Source organism: Pantoea sp. IMH (genome assembly GCF_000599885.1).
Lineage (GTDB): Bacteria > Pseudomonadota > Gammaproteobacteria > Enterobacterales > Enterobacteriaceae > Erwinia.
Genome location: NZ_JFGT01000002.1, coordinates 837,094 through 856,163, shown reverse-complemented (window position 1 = coordinate 856,163; position 19,070 = coordinate 837,094). Strand labels below are relative to the sequence as shown.

Genomic DNA, 19,070 nt, shown 5'->3' with positions numbered 1-19,070 from the left:
ATCGCCTCCTGTAGTGTTACTTTGTCACACACAGTCAGTTCTGGTTACCTCTGTCCTTCATACAGAGCTGGAAAGTGAAATTTGCAGGGCATTTATCTTTTCTTTATTGCAGAGCATCCCTCTGCACAGAGATAAGAACGTAAGATCGTCAAGGAGTTTGAATGCGTCGTTATGCAGTCTGGTTCACCACGCTTTTTATGTTTTTTTCCCTATGGAGTCCGTTAGGCCAGGCGCAGCAAGGCTGGCAGCCCATAACTGAAACCATTCGCAAAAGTGAAAAAGATCCGCGTCACTATCAGGCTATCAAACTTGATAACGGGATGACGGTATTGCTGGTTTCCGATCCTCTGGCAACGAAGTCGCTCGCTGCCCTGACGCTTCCGGTAGGCTCGCTGGAAAACCCCCGCAATCAGCAGGGCCTGGCGCACTACCTTGAGCATATGGTACTGATGGGATCAAAAAAGTATCCTGAACCGGACAACCTCGCGGAATTCCTGAAAAAACATGGCGGCAGCCACAATGCCAGCACCGCCTCATACCGCACCGCATTCTATCTTGAGGTGGAAAACGCCGCACTTAAGCCAGCGGCAGACCGCCTTGCGGATGCCATTGCTGAGCCGCTGCTGGACCCGGTGAATGCTGATCGTGAGCGGCACGCGGTTAACGCTGAGCTGACGATGGCGCGCTCCCGTGACGGTTTGCGCATGGCGCAAGTTGGCGCGGAAACGCTCAATCCGGATCACCCAAGCTCGCTTTTTGCCGGCGGTAATCTGGAAACCCTGAAGGATAAACCGGACAGCAAACTGCATGATGCACTGAAGGCGTTCTACCAGCGTTACTACTCCGCTAACCTGATGAAAGCGGTGATCTACAGCAGTAAGCCGCTGAATGAACTCCAGGAAATAGCCGTCAGCACCTTTGGGCGCGTGGAGAATCGTCATGCCAGCGTGCCAGCTATCACCGTGCCGGTGGCCACGGATAAACAGAAAGGCGTCATTATTCACTATGTGCCCGCCCAGCCGCGCAAACAGCTACGGATAGAATTCCGGATTGAGAACAACAGCGATAAGTTTCGCAGTAAAACCGATACGCTGATTGCCTATCTGATCGGCAACCGCAGTAAAAATACGCTCGCTGACTGGCTGCAAAACAACGGCCTTGCCGATTCCATTACGGCAGGTGCGGATCCGGTTATTGACCGCAACGGCGGTGTGTTCTCTATTTCCATATCACTGACGGATAAAGGCCAGGCCAGCCGCGATCGGGTTATCGCTGCTGTCTTCAGCTACCTGAACAAACTGCGCAACGATGGCATTGATAAGCGTTACTTTGATGAAGTTGCGCATGTGCTGGATCTGGATTTCCGCTATCCCTCTATCACGCGAGATATGGATTACATCGAATGGCTGGTGGATACCATGCTTCGCGTTCCGGTCGAGCATACCCTGGATGCCTCCTATATCGCTGACCGTTACGATCCGGCTGCGATCAAAGCCCGCCTTGATGGCATGACGCCGGAAGCAGCCCGTATCTGGTTTATCAGCCCGGGCGAGCCACATAATAAAGTGGCCTATTTTGTTGATGCACCCTATCAGGTGGATACCATCACTCCGCAGCGTTTTGCCACCTGGCGCGCTGAAAGCAGCAGAATCGATCTTTCCCTGCCGGTCCTTAATCCCTGGATCCCGGCTGACTTTTCACTTATCCCACCTGAAAAAGCGTACCAGCATCCGCAACAGCTGATCGATCAGCCGGGGCTGCGGGTTTTCTATATGCCGAGCCACTATTATGCCAGCGAGCCGAAAGCGAATATCACGCTTGCCCTGCGCAACGAAGCGGCGATGAGCACGGCCAGGCACCAGGTGCTTTTTGCGATCAACGACTACCTGGCCGGACTGGCGCTGGACGAGCTGAGTTCACAGGCCTCCGTTGGCGGCATCAGCTTCTCCACCCGCGAGGATGATGGCGTGACCTTTAACGCCAGCGGCTTTACCCAGCATCTCCCCGAACTGATGAAGGCGCTGGTGGCGAAGTACGCCTCTTATCAGCCAACCCAGCAGCAGCTGGAGCAGGCTAAATCCTGGTATCTTGAGCGTCTGGATGCTGCTGATAAAGGTAAAGCGTTCGAGCTGGCGATTCAGCCAGCGCAGATGCTTTCTCAGCTTCCCTATACCCAGCGCAGCGAACGTCGAAATCTGGTGCCCAGCCTGACGCTTGGCGAGCTGAACGACTATCGCAAAATGCTGCTGGAGAAATCCCTGCCCGAGCTGATGGTGGTCGGCAACATGACGGCGGAAGAGACAAAAAACCTGGCCCGTTCGCTGAAAGCGCAGCTGAGTTGTGAAGGAGAAAGTACATGGCGTAGCCGCTATATCGCGGTGGATAAGAAAGCTGCTGCAAACCTTCAGGAGAAGGGCAGCAGTACCGACTCTGCGCTGGCCGCCCTTTACGTTCCGCTCGGCTATGCGGAACATGAAAGCATGGCCAACAGCGCATTGCTGAGTCAGATAATTCAGCCCTGGTTCTATAATCAGCTGCGTACCGAAGAGCAGCTTGGCTACGCGGTTTTCTCCTTCCAGATGCCCGTTGGCCGCCAGTGGGGAATCGGTTTTCTGCTGCAAAGTAACGTGAAACAACCAGCCTACCTGCTGAGTCGTTTCCGCGCGTTTTATCCCACGGCGGAAAAACGGCTGCGTGAAATGAAACCGGAAGATTTTGCCCAGTATCAGGCGGCAATGGTCAATGAACTCAAACAGCGGCCTCAGACGCTGGATGAAGAGGCTGGCCGCTTTAACAAGGATTTCGATCGGGGAAATTACCGTTTCGACACGCGCGATAAGGTTATTGCCCAGGTTCAGGCGCTAACGCCAGAGGCGCTGGCAACATTTTTCCATAAGGCGGTTATTGCTCCACAAGGCTTAACGCTGCTATCGCAAATTTCAGGTAGCCAGCACGGTAAGGCGGATTACGCGAAGCCGGAAGGCTTTACCACCTGGCAGGAAGTGTCGAAGTTACAACAATCATTTCCGGTAAAAAGCGATAAGTCATGAAGCAAGTTGTTGCACGTCTGGACCCGCTAAGCCTGCCCTTGCAGGGAGAGAGGTTGATTGAAGCCTCGGCGGGAACAGGCAAAACGTTCACCATCGGATTACTCTATCTGCGGCTTCTGCTGGGCCTTGGCGGTGAGGCGGCTTATCACCGGCCGCTGTCGGTTGAAGAGATTCTGGTGGTGACCTTTACTGAAGCGGCGACCGCAGAACTGCGGGGACGCATCCGGGCAAACATTCACGAGTTACGTATCGCCTGTGTGCGCGGGCACGCTACCGATCCTGTGCTGTCACAGCTTCTGGCGCAGATAGCGGATCTTTCTCAGGCCGCCGCCAGGCTGCTGGCCGCAGAGCGGCAGATGGATGATGCGGGGATTTTCACCATCCACGGTTTCTGTCAGCGGATGCTGAACCTTAACGCATTTGAATCGGGAATGCTGTTTGAGCAGACGCTGATTGAGGATGAATTTCCGTTACGCCGTCAGGCGGCGGCTGATTTCTGGCGCCGGCACTGTTACCCCTTATCGTTACCTTTGGCACGGGTAATGACGCAGATGTGGCAGGGGCCTGAACAGCTGCTGACCACGCTCGCGCCCTGGCTGAACGGTGAATCGCCAGCCCTGAAATATCCTCCTGACCTCAATGAAAGTTTTGAGGAGCGGCATGAGAAACTGTTAGCGCGCCTCGACGCCCTGAAAACGGCATGGCTCGCGGTAGAGGATCTCCACGATCTGATAGCCTCATCCGGTGTGGATAAGCGCAGTTACAGTAGTAAGCACTTACCTAACTGGCTAGAGAAAATCAGTGAGTGGGCCACAGGCCCAACCGAAGATTATGCCTATCCAAAAGAACTGGAGCGGTTTGGCCAGGCGGTGCTGTTGGAGAAAACCAAAAAAGGCGAGCCTCCCCGGCATGCGCTGTTTGAGACTATCGACCGTTTTCTGGCTGAGCCGCTGTCGCTGCGCGATTTGGTGATAGCCCGCGCCCTGAGCGAAATCCGCTTCGCCACGCAAAAACAGAAGCGTCTGAACGCCCTGCTTGGCTTTGACGATCTGCTGGGACGGCTGGATGCGGCGCTGCGGCAGCCGGGAGGCGAAGCGCTGGCTGAGGCGATACGTGGCCGCTATCCGGTCGCGCTGATTGATGAATTTCAGGATACTGACCCGCAGCAATATCGCATCTTCCGCACGCTGTATCATCAGCAGCCGGGGTCGGCGCTACTGCTGATAGGCGATCCGAAGCAGGCGATTTACGCTTTTCGCGGCGCGGATATCTTCACCTATATGAAAGCGCGAAGTGAAGTTAGCGCCCACTATACGCTTGATACAAACTGGCGCTCATCTCCGGCGATGGTGAGCAGCGTAAATCAGCTCTTCTCGCGTCTGGATAACCCTTTTCTGTTCAACCAGATCCCCTTTGTCGATATTAACGCTGCCGGCCCCAATGCTTCGCTGAGTTTTAGCATCGACGGGCAGGAACAACCTGCGCTTTCCCTGTTTCTGCAGCCCGGCGAGGGCGTGGGAGTAAGTGATTACCAGCAGTTTATGGCCCGCCAGTGCGCCACTGATATCTGCCGCTGGCTTACCGCCGGGCAACAGGGTACGGCCCGCCTTGGTAAAGGCGGGCAGCAGAAGCCGGTTGAAGCCTCCGATATTACCGTGCTGGTGCGCAGCCGTGGTGAGGCTGTCATCATACGGGAAGCGCTGAACGCCCTGAATATCCCCTCCGTCTACCTGTCCAATCGTGACAGCGTTTTCGCCACTCAGGAAGCGCGGGAGATGCTCTGGTTGCTGCAGGCTGTGCTGGCGCCGGAGCAGGAGCGTGTTCTGCGCAGCGCGCTCGCCACCAGTATCTTTGGACTGGATGCGCTAACGCTGGATGCATTGAGCCAGGACGAACGGGCATGGGATGCCCTGGTCGATGAATTCGATCGCTATCGTCAGCGCTGGCTGAAGCGGGGGGTCCTGCCGATGCTGCGTGAACTGATGATCGCACGACAGATTGCTGAAAATCTGCTCGCCTCTGAGAATGGCGAACGCAGGTTAACGGATTTGCTGCATCTGGGTGAGCTGTTGCAGGAAGCGTCGGCACAGACTGATAGTGAATTTGCGCTGGTGCGCTGGCTGGCGCAGCAGATTGCCCAGCCGAACGGTCAGGCGGCCAGCCAGCAGCTCAGGCTGGAAAGCGACCGGCATCTGGTACAGATCGTCACCATTCACAAATCCAAAGGGCTTCAGTACCCGCTGGTCTGGCTGCCGTTCATTGCCAATTACCGCGAAGTAAGCCAGGCCATTTATCATGACCGGGAAAGCTTTCAGGCGCTGCTCGATTTACGGGGCGATGAAGAGAGTATTGAACTGGCGGAACAGGAGAGACTGGCCGAAGATCTGCGTCTGCTCTACGTCGCGCTCACCCGCTCGGTCTGGCACTGCAGCCTGGGGATTGCGCCGCTGGTAAAAGGAACCCGTAAAAAAGAGGGGAACAGCGATCTGCATAAAAGTGCGATCGGTTACCTGATCCAGAAAGGCGAAGCTGCCGACGCTGCTGCCCTGCGTGAACAGCTGCTGGCGATGCAAAATGAGACGATGGCGCTGATTATCCCGCAGGCGTCTGAAGCGCAGCCCTGGCAGCCAAAGCCACCGCCAGCGCAGGCGCTGAGCAGCCAGCAGATTGCGAGACAGCTGCGTGATGAATGGCGCGTCACCAGTTATTCCGGCCTTCAGCAACATGGGCATTCCGCCACTCTGGAGCTGCTGCCCCGTCTGGATGTCGATGCGGCAGGTGAAGCGCGGGCAGAGCAGGCAGCCCAGCTTACGCCGCACACGTTCCCGCGCGGCGCTTCCCCGGGTACCTTTCTGCATGGGCTCTTTGAAAACATCGATTTTACCCGGCCAATCGACGAAACCTGGCTGGCAGAGCAGCTGGCGGCTCAAGGGCATGGCGAAGCATGGCTACCGGTAATGACGCAGTGGCTGAACCTTGTGCTGAAAACGCCGCTGAACGAGACCGGCGTCAGCCTAAGCCAGCTGAGTCCCGACAAACGACAGGTTGAGCTGCAGTTTTATCTGCCCATCGCAAAAATGCTGAACGCAGAACGGCTCGATCGGTTGATGCGCCGCCATGATCCGCTCTCTGCCGGCTGTCCGCCGCTGAATTTTCAGCAGGTTCAGGGGATGCTGAAAGGCTTTATCGATCTGGTATTCTGCTGGCAGGATAAGTATTACCTGCTCGACTATAAGTCAAACTGGCTGGGTGAGTCGGGGGAAGCCTACACGCCCGAGGCAATGGCGCAGGCAATGCAGACGCACCGCTACGATTTGCAGTATCAGCTCTATACGCTGGCGCTGCACCGTTATCTGCGCCATCGCCTGGCCGATTATGACTACGAACACCATTTCGGTGGCGTGATTTATCTCTTTTTGCGCGGCGTGGAGGGGACGGCCAGCCACAACGGCATTTATCGCGCACGGCCGCAAGCGGCATTTATCAACGCGCTGGACGCGCTGTTTGCCGGCCAGCCCGGGGAGGAAGTATGAGTAATATATCCCAACTGCTGCTGACCGCATGTCAGCAAAAACTGCTGCGTTCGCTGGATGTCCAGTTCGCGCTGATGGTCGCGACGAATGAGCGTCCCTGGCTGATGCTGGCGGCGGCCTGCGTCAGCGCGGAAGCGGGAGAAGGACACGTCTGCCTGCCGCTGGCCGGGTTTACCGAAGCGTCGCTGTTTGGCGGTCGCCATCCGGAACTGGCACGCCAGCTCTGGCTGGCAGCGGGAGAGCCGGAGTGGGAAAAACGGCTGAGCGCGGAAGAGGCGGTGGGTGACGGCACCACGGCCACGCCGCTGGTGTTGCATCAGCAGCGTCTTTATCTCCACCGGATGTGGCAGTCTGAGGGACTGGTGGCCCAGTTTATCCGGCGTGAAGCCGCGCAAATCCCCTTCGCTGAACAGAAACTGCGGGCCGCGCTGGATCGGCATTTCGGCCTGGAGCCGGATAACTGGCAGAAAATCGCCGCCGCGGTGGCGATTACCCGGCAGATTTCCATTATTTCCGGCGGGCCGGGTACCGGAAAAACCACCACCGTCGCCAAACTGCTGGCCTCGCTGCTTGAGCTTTCAGGCGGAACCCTGCGTATCCGGCTGGCGGCTCCCACCGGCAAGGCGGCTGCCCGCCTGACGGAATCGTTAGGGAAAGCGCTACAGCGCCTTGAGGTTAGTGAGGATGAGAAGCGTCGTTTCCCTGCTGAAGCTACCACGTTGCATCGTCTGCTTGGCGCAGTGCCGGGCAGCCAGCGCCTGCGCTATCACGCCGGTAATCCGCTACACCTGGATTTACTGGTGGTGGATGAGGCGTCGATGGTCGATTTGCCGATGATGGCGAACCTGATTGCTGCACTGCCGTCGCATGCCAAAGTCATCTTCCTTGGCGATCGCGATCAGCTGGCATCGGTTGAAGCGGGCGCGGTGCTGGGTGATATCTGTCGCTGCGCAGAGGCGGGTTACAGCACTATCCGTGCCGCCGAACTGATGCGCCTCACCGGCTGCGAAGTGACGGCAGGTGAGCAGGAAGCGGCTCCTCAGGTCCGCGACAGTCTTTGCCTGCTGCGTAAGAGTTACCGCTTCGACGCCTCTTCGGGCATTGGACAACTGGCGCTTTCGGTTAACGCAGGTGATACGCGACAGGTTGAAAAGGTCTTTAGCGCGGGATTTGCGGATATCAGCCATTTTTCGCTGAGCAGCGGCCAGGAATATCAACAGTTACTTGACGCCTGCGTGGAAGGATACAGCGCCTATTTGCGGCTGATAGCCAGTGGGGCAGCGCCGCAGGCGGTGATTGAGGCGTTTGGTCGTTTTCAGCTGCTTTGTGCCCTGCGCGAGGGGCCATTTGGCGTGACGGGTCTGAACGAACGTATTGAAACCAGCCTTCAGCAGAAAAGGGTTCTGCACCGAGCGCCAGGACCCGCCGGTAAATGGTATGTGGGGCGACCTGTGATGATTGCCCGTAACGACAGCGCGCTGGGGCTGTTTAATGGTGACATCGGTATTGCGATGCGTGATGAAGAGGCGGCGCTCAGGGTCTTTTTCCCGCAGGCTGATGGCACTATCAGAGCCGTTCAGCCCAGCCGCCTGCCGCCTCACGAAACGGCCTTTGCGATGACGGTCCATAAATCCCAGGGTTCGGAGTTTGAGCATACGCTACTGGTTTTACCAAATCAGTTCACGCCGGTATTAACGCGGGAACTGGTCTATACCGCAATTACCCGCGCGAAGCAGCGGCTTTCGCTCTATGCGGAACGCAATGTTTTTCACAGCGCGGTGAAGATGCGCACCAGCAGACGCAGCGGGCTGGTTGAGCGGCTGGGAGAAGGCGCTCTCGCAGCCATCTGACGCGGTCTCTTCTATCCGTTAAAGCAGAATAAGGCAGCGAGGCCGTCGCGATGGCATTTACGGTGGATTGTCGCTACGCCTGTCGGGCATGGCGAAGATCCGCCATCAGCACTTTTGAGCGTCGCTGATAGTTATACATCTGCTTTTTACTTTCCGGCAGCAGTTCAATATCCACCGGCATAAAGCCGCGCTCCTGAAACCAGTGAATGCTGCGGGTCGTCAGGACAAACAGTTTTTTCAGACCCATCTGCCGGGCCTGAAGCGCCACCCGTTCCAGCAACTCTTCCCCACGCGCCGAGCTGCGGTAATCAGGGTGCACCGCCACACAGGCCATCTCCCCAATCTCTTCCTCCGGAAAAGGGTAAAGCGCCGCACAGCCGATGGTCAGATTGTCCCGTTCGATAATAGTGAATTTATCAATTTCCATCTCCAGCTGCTCGCGGGAGCGGCGTACCAGAATACCCTGTTGCTCCAGCGGACGGATCAGCTCAAGGATGCCGCCAATATCATTGATGTTGGCGCGGCGAATTTTCTCCGCGCTTTCCATGACGATTTGCGTACCGATACCATCACGTGAAAACAGCTCCTGCAACAGCGCGCCATCTTCCTGATAGCTAATCAGATGGCTGCGGCGCACGCCGCTGCGACAGGCCTTAACGGCGCCGCGCAGGAAGCGTACCGTGCCGGAGAGGTAATCATCTTCCTGCTCCAGTTCTTCAATACGCTTTTGCGCTTCATCCGGGAAAAGTTCCGAGATAACCTTGCCTTCGCTGTCGTTGACGCCCTGTTCTGAGCAAAAACCGATCATCTTCTCAGCTTTCAGCTTGATCGCCAGCTGCGTGGCCACTTCTTCTGATGTGAGATTGAAACTTTCGCCAGTCACCGAAACCGCAACCGGACCCATTAAGACAATCGCGCCGCTGTCCAGCTGACGATGAATCGCTTCTTCATCAATCCGGCGTATGCGGCCGCTGTGACAGTAGTCCACGCCATCATCCACGCCCAGCGGCTGGGCGATAATAAAGTTACCGCTGACGACATTAATATGTGCGCCCTGCAATGGCGTATTGTTGAGGCTCATCGAGAGGCGGGCAGTAATATCCAGCTGTAAGCGGCCAGCCGCCTGCTTCACCAGTTCCAGCGCCTGAGCATCCGTCACGCGGGTATGCTTATGATACAAAGGTTCCAGCTGCTGGGTGGCGAGGCTGGCATCAATCTGCGGCCTGGCGCCGTAGACAACGACCAGGCGGATGCCAAGACTATGCAGCAGGCCAATATCATTGACGATGCTGGAGAAATTCTCATGCTCTATGGCTTCCCCGCCAAGCATGATGACAAAGGTCTTACCACGGTGGGCGTTGATGTAGGGGACGGTATGACGAAACCCCTGAACCAGCTCGGTACTCCGTTCCTTCACGGCTAACCCCTATGAATGATTATTCGATAAAAATGTATTTTTATTCTTTTGGCGATCTTGTGCAAGCGGCAATTGGTGCCTTTTTTGCGGGTCTGCTGCGCTAAACCCTGAGCGACAGGCAACCTTGTTTTGCTTTAAGGGGTGACACCGCCAGAGGGATTCGTTAAAGTTTTTCACCTTGGTAGTCATTTGGCTTTTTTTTATACAGTACAGCAGACTGGAGTGGCATGACCGATTTACATTCCCCCGGCCGCCGCCGGTGGTTAAAAAGCGCCGGAGCGGTCTGGCTCCTCAGCGTCAGCAAAATTGGCCTGGCCGCCAGCAGCCACATGGTGGCCATCCGCATCTGGCCTTCTTCGACCTACTCCCGCGTGACGCTGGAGTCCAGCACTCCCCTGAAATACAGGCAATTTGCGCTGAGTAACCCGGAACGCGTGGTGGTGGATATCGATAATATCCATCTCAATCCCGTGTTGAAGTCAGTGGGCAACCTGGTCCGCAGCGACGATCCTTATATCAGAAACGCCCGCGTTGGCCAGTTTGATAAAAATACCGTGCGGCTGGTGCTTGAGCTAAAACAGAACGTCACGCCAAAGGTCTTTACTCTCGATCCCGTTGCCGGGATCAGGAATCGGCTGGTACTGGATCTCTATCCTGCCAGCGCCAGCAGCAAGCAGTATGAGGACGACCCGTTGCTGGCGCTGCTGGAAGATTACAATAAGGGAAACCTGGAAGAGAATCAGCCCGCCGCCGCACCCCGACCCGGCAAAGCAGGAAAGGATCGTCCCATTGTGGTGATGCTCGACCCTGGGCATGGCGGTGAGGATCCTGGCGCGATCGGCAAGCATAAAACGCGTGAGAAGGATATTGTGCTGAAGATTGCGCGCCGGCTGAAAGCGCTGATCGACAAAGAGCCTAATATGCGCGCCTATATGACCCGGAATGAGGATGTTTTTATTCCGCTAAAGGTGAGGGTGGCGAAAGCCCGCAAGCAGCGCGCCGATCTGTTTATCTCTATACATGCCGATGCCTTTACCAGCCGTGCGGCGCGCGGCTCCTCCGTCTTCGCGCTCTCAACCCGTGGCGCAACCAGTACGGCTGCCCGTTATCTTGCCCGAACGCAAAACGAGTCCGATCTGATCGGCGGCGTCAGCAAAAGCGGCGATCGCTATCTCGATCACACCATGTTCGATATGGTGCAGAGCCTGACCATCAACGACAGCCTGAAGTTTGGCGGCGAAGTGCTTGCGCGCATGGGGAAAATTAATCATTTGCATAAAAAGACGGTAGACCAGGCGGGGTTTGCGGTACTGAAAGCGCCCGATATCCCTTCGATACTGGTTGAAACGGCGTTTATCAGTAATCTGGAAGAGGAGCGAAAGCTGCGCACCAGCAAGTTTCAGCAGCAGGTAGCAAACTCAATCCTGGCGGGTATCAAAGCCTATTTCGCCAATGGCGCGCCGCTGGCACCGAGAAAATAATTGCAGAAAAGCGGGTGGCAAGGCCATCCGTGGTTACTCAGAGGAAAAAGTTGGCGAACGCCAGAAACAAAAAAACACCCGAAAGGGTGTTGGTTGCGGGAGCCGGATTTGAACCGACGACCTTCGGGTTATGAGCCCGACGAGCTACCAGACTGCTCCATCCCGCGTCCGTATAATACACCTGTCACTTCCGTCACGACAGTTTTTTTTCATTTTTTCCGAAGAAAAGTGGTTGCGGGAGCCGGATTTGAACCGACGACCTTCGGGTTATGAGCCCGACGAGCTACCAGGCTGCTCCATCCCGCGTCCGTATACTACCACTATCGCTTCCGTCACGACAGTTTACTGCTTTTTATTCTCCTAAGAGAATTGGTTGCGGGAGCCGGATTTGAACCGACGACCTTCGGGTTATGAGCCCGACGAGCTACCAGGCTGCTCCATCCCGCGTCCGTGGAAGCGCACTATACGCCGGATGGCTTTTGATGCAACCCCTTTTGCGATTAAAGTCATGAAAAGGTGCTCTTGTGGCTACTTTTCCCCCATCATGTTGAAAAATTACACCGAAAGGGCGGAAACTTTTCCGGCAGCACGTTTTAATCTGCTGGACGCTTTGCTATCTTCGGCCTGGAATTCCGCTTAATAGTAAGAGAGAACAATGAAAGGGTGTTGGATAAAATATGCAGTGACCGGGGCGTTCATCGCCCTGCTGGCGGGATGTTCATCAAAACCGACCGATCGCGGACAGCAATATAAAGATGGCAAGCTTGAGGTGCCGCTGGCGCTGGTGAATCAGCCTAATGCCAAAGGCCGGCCGGTTAACGGCAAAGACTTCAGTGATCAGGTGAATGAAGTGCAGTATGCCTCGCCGGCGATGTTCTCACGCCAGGCGGGCGTTTACAGCGCAATTCGAAGCTGGCTGATGGCGGGCGGCGACACGCGTCAACTGCGTCAGTTTGGCCTGAATGCTTACCAGATGGAAGGTACGGACAATTACGGTAACGTCCAGTTTACCGGTTACTACACGCCCGTCATCGAGGCGCGACGTACCCGTCAGGGCGAATTCCAGTATCCGCTTTACCGGCTGCCGCCGCGCCGTAACGGACGCCTGCCGAGCCGGGCGGAAATCTATAGTGGGGCGCTGGATGAGCGCTATGTCATTGGCTACAGCAACTCGCTAATGGATAATTTTATTATGGATGTTCAGGGCAGCGGCTACGTTGACTTTGGCGATGGCCAGCCTCTGATGTTTTTTGGCTACGGTGGCAAAAATGGCCATGCTTATCACAGCATCGGCAAGGTGCTGATCGATCGCGGCGAAGTTAAACGTGAAGATATGTCTATGCAGGCCATCCGTAAATGGGGTGAAGAGCACAGCCCGGCAGAGGTGAGAGAGCTGCTTGAACAGAATCCCTCCTTTGTCTTCTTCAAGCCGGAAAATTTTGCACCGGTACGGGGAGCCAGCGCGGTACCGCTGATTGCAAAAGCGTCTGTGGCTTCCGATCGCTCGCTGATCCCGCCGGGGACCGCCCTGCTGGCGGAAATTCCGTTGCTGGACAATAACGGTAAATTTACCGGAAAATATGAGATGCGAATGATGGTGTCGCTCGATGTAGGCGGTGCGATCAAAGGACAGCACTTTGATATCTATCAGGGTATTGGCGAGCAAGCGGGCCACATGGCCGGCTGGTTTAACCATTACGGCCGGGTCTGGGTATTAAAAACCGCGCCGGGTACGGGTGAACCCCTGTTCTCTTCTGCACAAAACAGTATGGGCAAAACGGCACTGGTAACCCGGTAGCCTTTTCCCGGCGGGCTGGATCGCCAGCCCGCGTCTTCATTCTGAGGTAAAGCATGACTTCTCTTTCTGACGCCTGGCTTCAGCGCTTTGGTGGAACCGCGCGTCTTTATGGCCAGCCCGCGCTTCAGCTGTTTGCTGACGCACATATCTGCGTGGTAGGGATCGGCGGCGTGGGCTCATGGGCGGCCGAAGCCCTGGCCCGGACCGGCATCGGTGCCATCACCCTGATTGATATGGATGATGTTTGTACCACCAACACCAACCGGCAGATCCATGCGATGAAGGGAACGGTGGGCCAGGCGAAAACCGCGGTGATGGCGGAACGCATCCTGGCGATCAATCCGGAATGTAAAGTTACCTGCATTGATGACTTTATCACGGCGGATAATACGGCTGAGCTGATGAGCGCCGGGTTCAGTTACGTGATTGATGCGATAGACAGCGTACGGCCCAAAGCGGCGCTGCTGGCCTGGTGCCGTCGCAATAAAATTCCACTGGTCACCACGGGCGGTGCCGGTGGTCAGATTGATCCCACGCAGATCCAGGTCGCCGATCTGGCAAAAACGATTCAGGATCCGCTGGCGGCAAAGCTGCGTGAACGGCTGAAGCATGACTTCAACATCGTGAAGAACAGCAAAGGTAAGCTGGGCATTGACTGTGTGTTTTCCACCGAGGCGTTGATGTATCCACAGCCTGATGGCTCGGTTTGCGCCTCACGCAGTACAGCGGAAGGGCCGAAACGCATGGATTGCGCCTCCGGGTTTGGCGCCGCAACGATGGTCACGGCCACGTTTGGTTTTGTCGCTGTCTCACACGTCCTGAAAAAGATGATGGCAAAAGCCGCACGGCGCTAGCAGACGCGCTATCCCGGTGGCGGTACGCAAGCGTTACCGGGATAGTGCGAAGCAGGTAACGCACAGGACGCGATAAATGAAGTCAGAACGGTGCTTAAGAGAACTGGCCTGAACCTGCTTCAGACGCGCTTATCCTCTCTGGCGGCGGCGCTCACGGCCCCGGCCAGGGCGTTCAATCCGGCGCTGCGCGAGGCGCTAAGCTGGCTGCGCAGCCCCAGCGCGTCAAACAGCGCCAGCGGATCGCTGTCAGTTAATGAGGCTGACGTCTGGCCTTCCACTGCCGTCAGCAATACCGCCAGCAATCCCCTTACAATACGTCCTTCACTGTCGCCATAAAAATGAAGCGTGCCATCCTCAAGCTGCTGGTGCCCCAGCCAGACACGATTTTCACAGCCGCTCAGTTCAATGTCCGGTGTTTTCAGCTCGTCGGGCAGAGCGGGCAGCTGTTTGCCTAACAGGATGAGCTGACGATAACGCTCTTCCCATTGAGTGAAGGCGGAAAATTGCTGTTTCAGGCTTTCAGCGGTAATGCGATCGCCAAAGGGATGAGGAGCAAGGAAAGTTGTCATAATTAGTCCGCTAAAAGGTCAATGGCGGTCGTAAGGCTGGTCACCAGCGCGTCGACGTCGTTAAGCGTATTATAAGGCGCAAACGAGGCACGCAGCGTGCCGTTAACGCCAAGGCGATCAAGGAGCGGCTGCGCGCAGTGCTGTCCGGCACGAAGCGCGACGCCACTCTCCGCCAGCAGCGTGACCACATCGCTGTGATGCAGGCCGGCAAGATCAAAGGCGAGTATGCTTGAACGGCTGGCCCGGAAGCTGCGAAAACCGGGCAGGGCAGCGAGACGCTCTTCGGCCAGATCGGCCAGACCGCAGCTCCAGCTCTCCGCCGCAGCCAGATCCAGATCGGTCAGCCATTTCAGCGCAGCACTCAGCCCAATCACCCCCGCGACATTGGGTGTGCCAGCCTCGAAACGCCAGGGGACCGGCTGCGGCGTAAAGCCCTCAAAGCTGACTTTACTTAACATCTTGCCGCCTCCCTGCCAGGGCTGCATCTTCTCCAGCAACGCCTTTTTGCCAAACAGCGCGCCGGTGCCCATCGGACCATAAAGCTTATGGGCAGAAAAAGCATAGAAGTCGATATCAAGCGCCGTGACGTCCGGTGGTGCGTGCACCACGCCCTGCGCCCCATCAATCATCACTTGAGCGCCGGCTTCGTGAGCCAGACGGATCGCAGTCGCCAAATCCGGCACGCCGCCGGTAACGTTGGACATCTGTCCCAGCGCCAGCAGGCGAGTCCGGGACGTCAGTAAGCCTGGTAATAGCGCCATATCTGGCAGGAGATCGTCGCCCAGCGGCCATTTAACCACGGTTGCGCCGGTCTGTGAGGCCACCATCAGCCAGGGGACAAGGTTAGCGTGATGCTCCGCTTCGCTGACGATAATCTCGTCGCCGGGCTGGAGTCGTGGGCGTAAATAACTTTGCGCCACCAGATTTATCGCTTCGGTGGTGCCCTTAGTCCAGACAATATTTTTACCCTCCGGCGCATTCAGCAGGCGGGCTACTGAGGTTCTGGCCTCCTCGTAGCGCTCCGTCAGTGCGCGAGCGGCGGCAAACTGGCTGCGGTGCACCGTACCGGCGCTGAGGCTGTAAAACTGACGGGTCGCTTCAATAACCACCTCGGGCTTAAGCGCGGTGGCGGCGCTATCCAGGTAGACGCCGGCATCTTTCAGGGCCGGGAATTGCTGGCGAAACTGAACAGGGTTAAATGACGTCATAATCTCCTCGGCTGCGCGTCGTCGTATCTGAGACAACGCTGAATTTCAGGCCCTTTTCTGGCAATGTTGGAAAAGCGCGTTATGCTGGATTATGCAAGGTTTAAACTATTACCCGCAAATATGAGACTTCCGCCCGGCAATTTACGCGTTTTTTGCCTTCAGGTCGTGCTCTTCGGGTGGTTTATCGCATTACAATCTGCAAGGAGAATTAAAGATGAAAAAACTCGCTGCTATTATGGCCGCCTGTGCCATGACTTTTACTCTGGCTGCCTGTTCCAGCAACTACGTAATGCACACTAATGATGGCCGTACTATTGTCGCCGACGGCAAGCCCGTTGTGGATGATGATACCGGCATGATCAGCTATCAGGATGCTAACGGTAATAAGCAACAGATTAACCGCTCAGATGTGAAAGAGATGGTTGAGATGGGGCAGTAAGCTTCAGGTAAAAAAAAGCACCGCAATTTGCGGTGCTATAAATACTTTGGACAGACAGGGTAAATCTACAGGAATAAGGTAGCCAGGCTACCGGATCTGAAAATCGTCAGATCAATTGCAAACACAACATCACGACCACAAGCCAAAAGCCTTTCAAAACTCTGCGTATTCGCCCAAATTTCAAACTGCTTTTCGTTCCGGCTCAGGAAGTGCGGCAACTATAGGTATTTGCTGGTGCATCCTCAACGGACAATTTATAATGTCTCGGATAAAAAAAACTAATACGTGAAGTTCCGTCAGGTTCCTCTCGTCCCGTTGTTGTCACACGCTATCCGGTAACTATGTCTAAACGCCTTCCTCCTTTAAATGCGCTGCGGGTTTTTGATGCCGCCGCCCGTCATCTCAGCTTTACCAAAGCCGCCGAAGAACTCTTTGTCACGCAGGCCGCCGTCAGCCACCAGATCAAATCCCTGGAGGATTTTCTAGGCCTTAAGCTGTTCAGGCGACGTAACCGCTCCCTGCTGCTGACCGAAGAGGGGCAGAGCTATTACCTCGATATTAAGGAAATTTTCTCCTCGCTTAACGAAGCGACCCGCAAGCTGCAGGCGCGCAGCGCCAAAGGGGCATTAACCGTCAGCCTGCTGCCCAGCTTTGCCATTCAATGGCTGGTGCCGAGGCTCTCAAGCTTTAACTCAGCTTATCCGGGGATCGATGTACGGATCCAGGCTGTGGACCGCGAGGAGGAGAAGCTTGCCGATGATGTGGATGTGGCTATTTTCTACGGACGGGGGAACTGGCCTGGCCTGCGTGTCGAAAAACTCTATGCGGAATATTTGCTTCCAGTCTGCTCTCCGCTGCTGCTGACGGGCGAGCATCCGCTTAAGACGCCGGCCGATCTGATACATCACACCTTACTGCATGACGCCTCCCGCAGAGACTGGCAGTCCTATACGCGCCAGCTTGGCGTGGCGCATATCAACGTGCAGCAGGGGCCCATTTTCAGCCACAGCGCCATGGTGTTACAGGCCGCCATTCACGGCCAGGGGGTGGCGCTGGCCAACAATGTGATGGCGCAGACTGAGATTGAGGCGGGGCGCCTGGTCTGTCCCTTTAACGATGTGTTAGTGAGTAAAAATGCTTTTTATCTGGTTTGTCATGACAGTCAGGCAGAACTGGGTAAAATAGCCGCCTTCCGGCAGTGGATTCTGGCGAAAGCCGCGAGCGAACAAGAAAAATTTCGCTTTCGCTACGATCACTGAAATTTTATTTTGTTACGCGTCGCTATTGCGGCCTGTACAACACTGAGGAGAGCGTTCATGTCGAGTCGTGCAATGCTGATATTTGCCGCCATCAGCGGCTTTATATTTGTGCTTCTGGGCGCGTTTGGCGCCCATGTTTTGAGCCACTCGCTCGGGCCGGCTGAGATGGCCTGGATGAAGACGGGCCTGGAGTACCAGGCTTTCCACACGCTGGCGATTCTGGGCCTGGCGACGGCGATGCTGCGCCGGGCGAATATCTGGTTTTACTGGAGTAGCGCTTTTCTGGCGCTGGGTACGCTTCTGTTTTGCGGCAGCTTATATTGTCTGGCGCTCTCCCACCTTAAAATGTGGGTTTATGTTACGCCAGTTGGAGGCACCTGCTTCCTGATTGGCTGGATACTGATGTTGGTTGGCGCGCTGCGTCTGAAAAAAAGGGCAGATCGCCATGAATAAAGTTTTACTCTATTGCCGTCAGGGCTTTGAGAAAGAGTGTGCTGCGGAAATTACCGCAAAAGCGGCGGAGCATCAGGTCTTTGGTTTTGCGCGGGTAAAAGAAGATTCTGGTTATGTGCTGTTTGAATGCTATCAACCGGAAGAGGCGGAAAAGCTGATCAGGGAACTTCCTTTCAGCGAGCTGATTTTCTCCCGCCAGATGATCGTTGTCGGCGAACTGCTGCGGGATTTACCGCAGGACGATCGCGTGACGCCGGTAACCGGGATGCTCACGGGCGTGGTTGAGAAGGGCGGTGAACTGCGCGTTGAGGTACCTGATACCAATGAAAGCAAAGAGTTGCTGAAGTTTTGCCGCAAGTTCACGGTTCCTCTGCGTAGCAGCCTGCGCGCCGCAGGCGTTTTGCTGAAGTATGAAAGCGCTAAGCGGCCTGTCGTCCACGTTTTCTTTATCGCACCGGGCTATTGCTATGTAGGCTATTCCCTGCCGGATAACAACTCGCCGTTTTTTATGGGCATCCCGCGCCTGAAATTCCCTGCAGATGCGCCCAGCCGCTCAACGCTGAAGCTGGAGGAGGCTTTTCATGTGTTTATCCCGGCCGATGAATGGGATGAGCGGCTTGGCAGCGGCCTCTATGCGGTCGACTTAGGGGCCTGTCCCGGTGGCTGGACCTATCAGCTGGTCAGACGCAGTATGATGGTCCATTCAGTGGATAATGGCCCGATGGCGCAGAGCCTGATGGATACCGGGCAGGTTTTCCATCACCGCGAAGACGGTTTTAAATATCGCCCAACCCGCAGCAATATTTACTGGCTGGTGTGCGATATGGTGGAAAAGCCGGTGCGGGTAGCCAACCTGATGGCCGACTGGCTGGTCAACGGCTGGTGCCGTGAAGCCATCTTCAATCTCAAACTGCCGATGAAAAAGCGGTACGAAGAGGTGTCGCAAAACCTGGCCATGATCCAGGAAAAACTTCAGGCTAACGGTATCAATGCCCAGATCCGGGCACGGCAGCTTTATCACGATCGCGAAGAGGTGACGGTACACATCCGGCGTATCTGGGGCGCAACGCCCGGCAGACGTGATGAACGCTAAGAGTAAACGTCCTGACTGCCGATCCTGAGGATGGGCGGGCCGGCGTAAGCAGGCTCGCCCGCAAAA

General features: G+C 56.0%; 13 protein-coding genes and 3 tRNA genes. 10 read left to right on the top strand and 6 right to left on the bottom strand.

Features of this window, described 5'->3' with window-relative positions; genetic code table 11:
• Positions 1 to 161: 161 nt before the first annotated feature.
• From ptrA to recD, 3 genes are read left to right on the top strand one after another with little or no spacing between them, the layout of a single operon-like run.
• Positions 162 to 3,050, top strand: coding sequence for a pitrilysin (gene ptrA / locus EA20_RS0103925; RefSeq protein WP_024965591.1), 2,889 nt, complete (start codon positions 162 to 164; stop codon positions 3,048 to 3,050).
• Positions 3,047 to 6,583: an exodeoxyribonuclease V subunit beta gene (recB, locus tag EA20_RS0103920; RefSeq protein WP_024965590.1), complete on the top strand. Its 3,537-nt coding sequence runs from the start codon at positions 3,047 to 3,049 to the stop codon at positions 6,581 to 6,583. The genes ptrA and recB overlap by 4 nt, the downstream gene beginning before the upstream one ends.
• On the top strand, positions 6,580 to 8,433 hold the full coding sequence (gene recD / locus EA20_RS0103915) for an exodeoxyribonuclease V subunit alpha (RefSeq protein WP_024965589.1): 1,854 nt from the start codon (positions 6,580 to 6,582) through the stop codon (positions 8,431 to 8,433). Before recB ends, recD begins: the two co-directional genes overlap by 4 nt.
• A 73-nt stretch (positions 8,434 to 8,506) precedes the next feature.
• Here recD and argA read toward each other — a convergent pair whose 3' ends face one another.
• Positions 8,507 to 9,850 carry an amino-acid N-acetyltransferase gene (argA, locus tag EA20_RS0103910; protein WP_024965588.1) on the bottom strand — a complete coding sequence of 448 codons (1,344 nt, stop codon included), beginning with the start codon at positions 9,848 to 9,850 and terminating at the stop codon, positions 8,507 to 8,509.
• A 227-nt stretch (positions 9,851 to 10,077) separates the two neighbouring features.
• Between argA and amiC the strand changes: the two genes are divergently transcribed.
• Positions 10,078 to 11,331, top strand: coding sequence for an N-acetylmuramoyl-L-alanine amidase AmiC (gene amiC, locus EA20_RS0103900; RefSeq protein ID WP_024965587.1), 1,254 nt, complete (start codon positions 10,078 to 10,080; stop codon positions 11,329 to 11,331).
• A 90-nt stretch (positions 11,332 to 11,421) separates the two neighbouring features.
• Here the strand turns inward: amiC and EA20_RS0103895 are convergent.
• From EA20_RS0103895 to EA20_RS0103885, 3 genes are all read right to left on the bottom strand, one after another.
• Positions 11,422 to 11,498, bottom strand: a tRNA-Met gene (locus EA20_RS0103895).
• Positions 11,499 to 11,560: 62 nt separating this feature from the next.
• Positions 11,561 to 11,637: transfer RNA gene (locus EA20_RS0103890), tRNA-Met, on the bottom strand.
• 64 nt (positions 11,638 to 11,701) lie between these two features.
• Positions 11,702 to 11,778, bottom strand: a tRNA-Met gene (locus EA20_RS0103885).
• Between the two features lie 208 nt (positions 11,779 to 11,986).
• Between EA20_RS0103885 and mltA the strand changes: the two genes are divergently transcribed.
• Together mltA and tcdA are read left to right on the top strand one after the other, a co-directional pair.
• A complete protein-coding gene (gene mltA / locus EA20_RS0103880) occupies positions 11,987 to 13,129 on the top strand; it encodes a murein transglycosylase A (protein WP_024965586.1) in 1,143 nt (380 codons plus the stop codon).
• A 53-nt stretch (positions 13,130 to 13,182) separates the two neighbouring features.
• Positions 13,183 to 13,983, top strand: a complete 801-nt coding sequence (gene tcdA / locus EA20_RS0103875) for a tRNA cyclic N6-threonylcarbamoyladenosine(37) synthase TcdA (protein WP_024965585.1) — start codon at positions 13,183 to 13,185, stop codon at positions 13,981 to 13,983.
• Positions 13,984 to 14,102: 119 nt separating this feature from the next.
• On the opposite strand, the gene csdE is transcribed toward tcdA, so the two are convergent.
• Together csdE and csdA are read right to left on the bottom strand one after the other, a co-directional pair.
• A complete protein-coding gene (gene csdE / locus EA20_RS0103870; protein WP_369699774.1) occupies positions 14,103 to 14,552 on the bottom strand; it encodes a cysteine desulfurase sulfur acceptor subunit CsdE in 450 nt (149 codons plus the stop codon).
• A 2-nt stretch (positions 14,553 to 14,554) separates the two neighbouring features.
• Positions 14,555 to 15,760, bottom strand: coding sequence for a cysteine desulfurase CsdA (csdA, locus tag EA20_RS0103865; protein ID WP_024965583.1), 1,206 nt, complete (start codon positions 15,758 to 15,760; stop codon positions 14,555 to 14,557).
• A 214-nt stretch (positions 15,761 to 15,974) separates the two neighbouring features.
• Between csdA and EA20_RS0103860 the strand changes: the two genes are divergently transcribed.
• The 4 genes from EA20_RS0103860 to rlmM all read left to right on the top strand — a co-directional run bounded on the left by EA20_RS0103860 (position 15,975) and on the right by rlmM (position 19,004).
• The gene (locus EA20_RS0103860; RefSeq protein WP_024965582.1) at positions 15,975 to 16,199 is read left to right on the top strand and encodes a YgdI/YgdR family lipoprotein; all 225 of its coding nucleotides are present in this window, start codon (positions 15,975 to 15,977) and stop codon (positions 16,197 to 16,199) included.
• Positions 16,200 to 16,540: 341 nt separating this feature from the next.
• Positions 16,541 to 17,458, top strand: a complete 918-nt coding sequence (gene gcvA / locus EA20_RS0103855) for a glycine cleavage system transcriptional regulator GcvA (RefSeq protein ID WP_024965581.1) — start codon at positions 16,541 to 16,543, stop codon at positions 17,456 to 17,458.
• 57 nt (positions 17,459 to 17,515) lie between these two features.
• Positions 17,516 to 17,911 carry a DUF423 domain-containing protein gene (locus EA20_RS0103850; protein WP_024965580.1) on the top strand — a complete coding sequence of 132 codons (396 nt, stop codon included), beginning with the start codon at positions 17,516 to 17,518 and terminating at the stop codon, positions 17,909 to 17,911.
• Positions 17,904 to 19,004: a 23S rRNA (cytidine(2498)-2'-O)-methyltransferase RlmM gene (gene rlmM / locus EA20_RS0103845; protein ID WP_024965579.1), complete on the top strand. Its 1,101-nt coding sequence runs from the start codon at positions 17,904 to 17,906 to the stop codon at positions 19,002 to 19,004. Before EA20_RS0103850 ends, rlmM begins: the two co-directional genes overlap by 8 nt.
• Positions 19,005 to 19,070: the final 66 nt, after the last annotated feature.

What these genes read in the sequence shown, in the direction of transcription:
- ptrA (WP_024965591.1), top strand. Translation starts at nt 162, where the DNA reads ATGCGTCGTTATGCAGTCTGGTTCACCACGCTTTTTATGTTTTTTTCC.
- recB (WP_024965590.1), top strand. Translation starts at nt 3,047, where the DNA reads ATGAAGCAAGTTGTTGCACGTCTGGACCCGCTAAGCCTGCCCTTGCAG.
- recD (WP_024965589.1), top strand. Translation starts at nt 6,580, where the DNA reads ATGAGTAATATATCCCAACTGCTGCTGACCGCATGTCAGCAAAAACTG.
- amiC (WP_024965587.1), top strand. Translation starts at nt 10,078, where the DNA reads ATGACCGATTTACATTCCCCCGGCCGCCGCCGGTGGTTAAAAAGCGCC.
- mltA (WP_024965586.1), top strand. Translation starts at nt 11,987, where the DNA reads ATGAAAGGGTGTTGGATAAAATATGCAGTGACCGGGGCGTTCATCGCC.
- tcdA (WP_024965585.1), top strand. Translation starts at nt 13,183, where the DNA reads ATGACTTCTCTTTCTGACGCCTGGCTTCAGCGCTTTGGTGGAACCGCG.
- csdE (WP_369699774.1), bottom strand. Translation starts at nt 14,552, where the DNA reads ATGACAACTTTCCTTGCTCCTCATCCCTTTGGCGATCGCATTACCGCT.
- csdA (WP_024965583.1), bottom strand. Translation starts at nt 15,760, where the DNA reads ATGACGTCATTTAACCCTGTTCAGTTTCGCCAGCAATTCCCGGCCCTG.
- EA20_RS0103860 (WP_024965582.1), top strand. Translation starts at nt 15,975, where the DNA reads ATGAAAAAACTCGCTGCTATTATGGCCGCCTGTGCCATGACTTTTACT.
- gcvA (WP_024965581.1), top strand. Translation starts at nt 16,541, where the DNA reads ATGTCTAAACGCCTTCCTCCTTTAAATGCGCTGCGGGTTTTTGATGCC.
- EA20_RS0103850 (WP_024965580.1), top strand. Translation starts at nt 17,516, where the DNA reads ATGTCGAGTCGTGCAATGCTGATATTTGCCGCCATCAGCGGCTTTATA.
- rlmM (WP_024965579.1), top strand. Translation starts at nt 17,904, where the DNA reads ATGAATAAAGTTTTACTCTATTGCCGTCAGGGCTTTGAGAAAGAGTGT.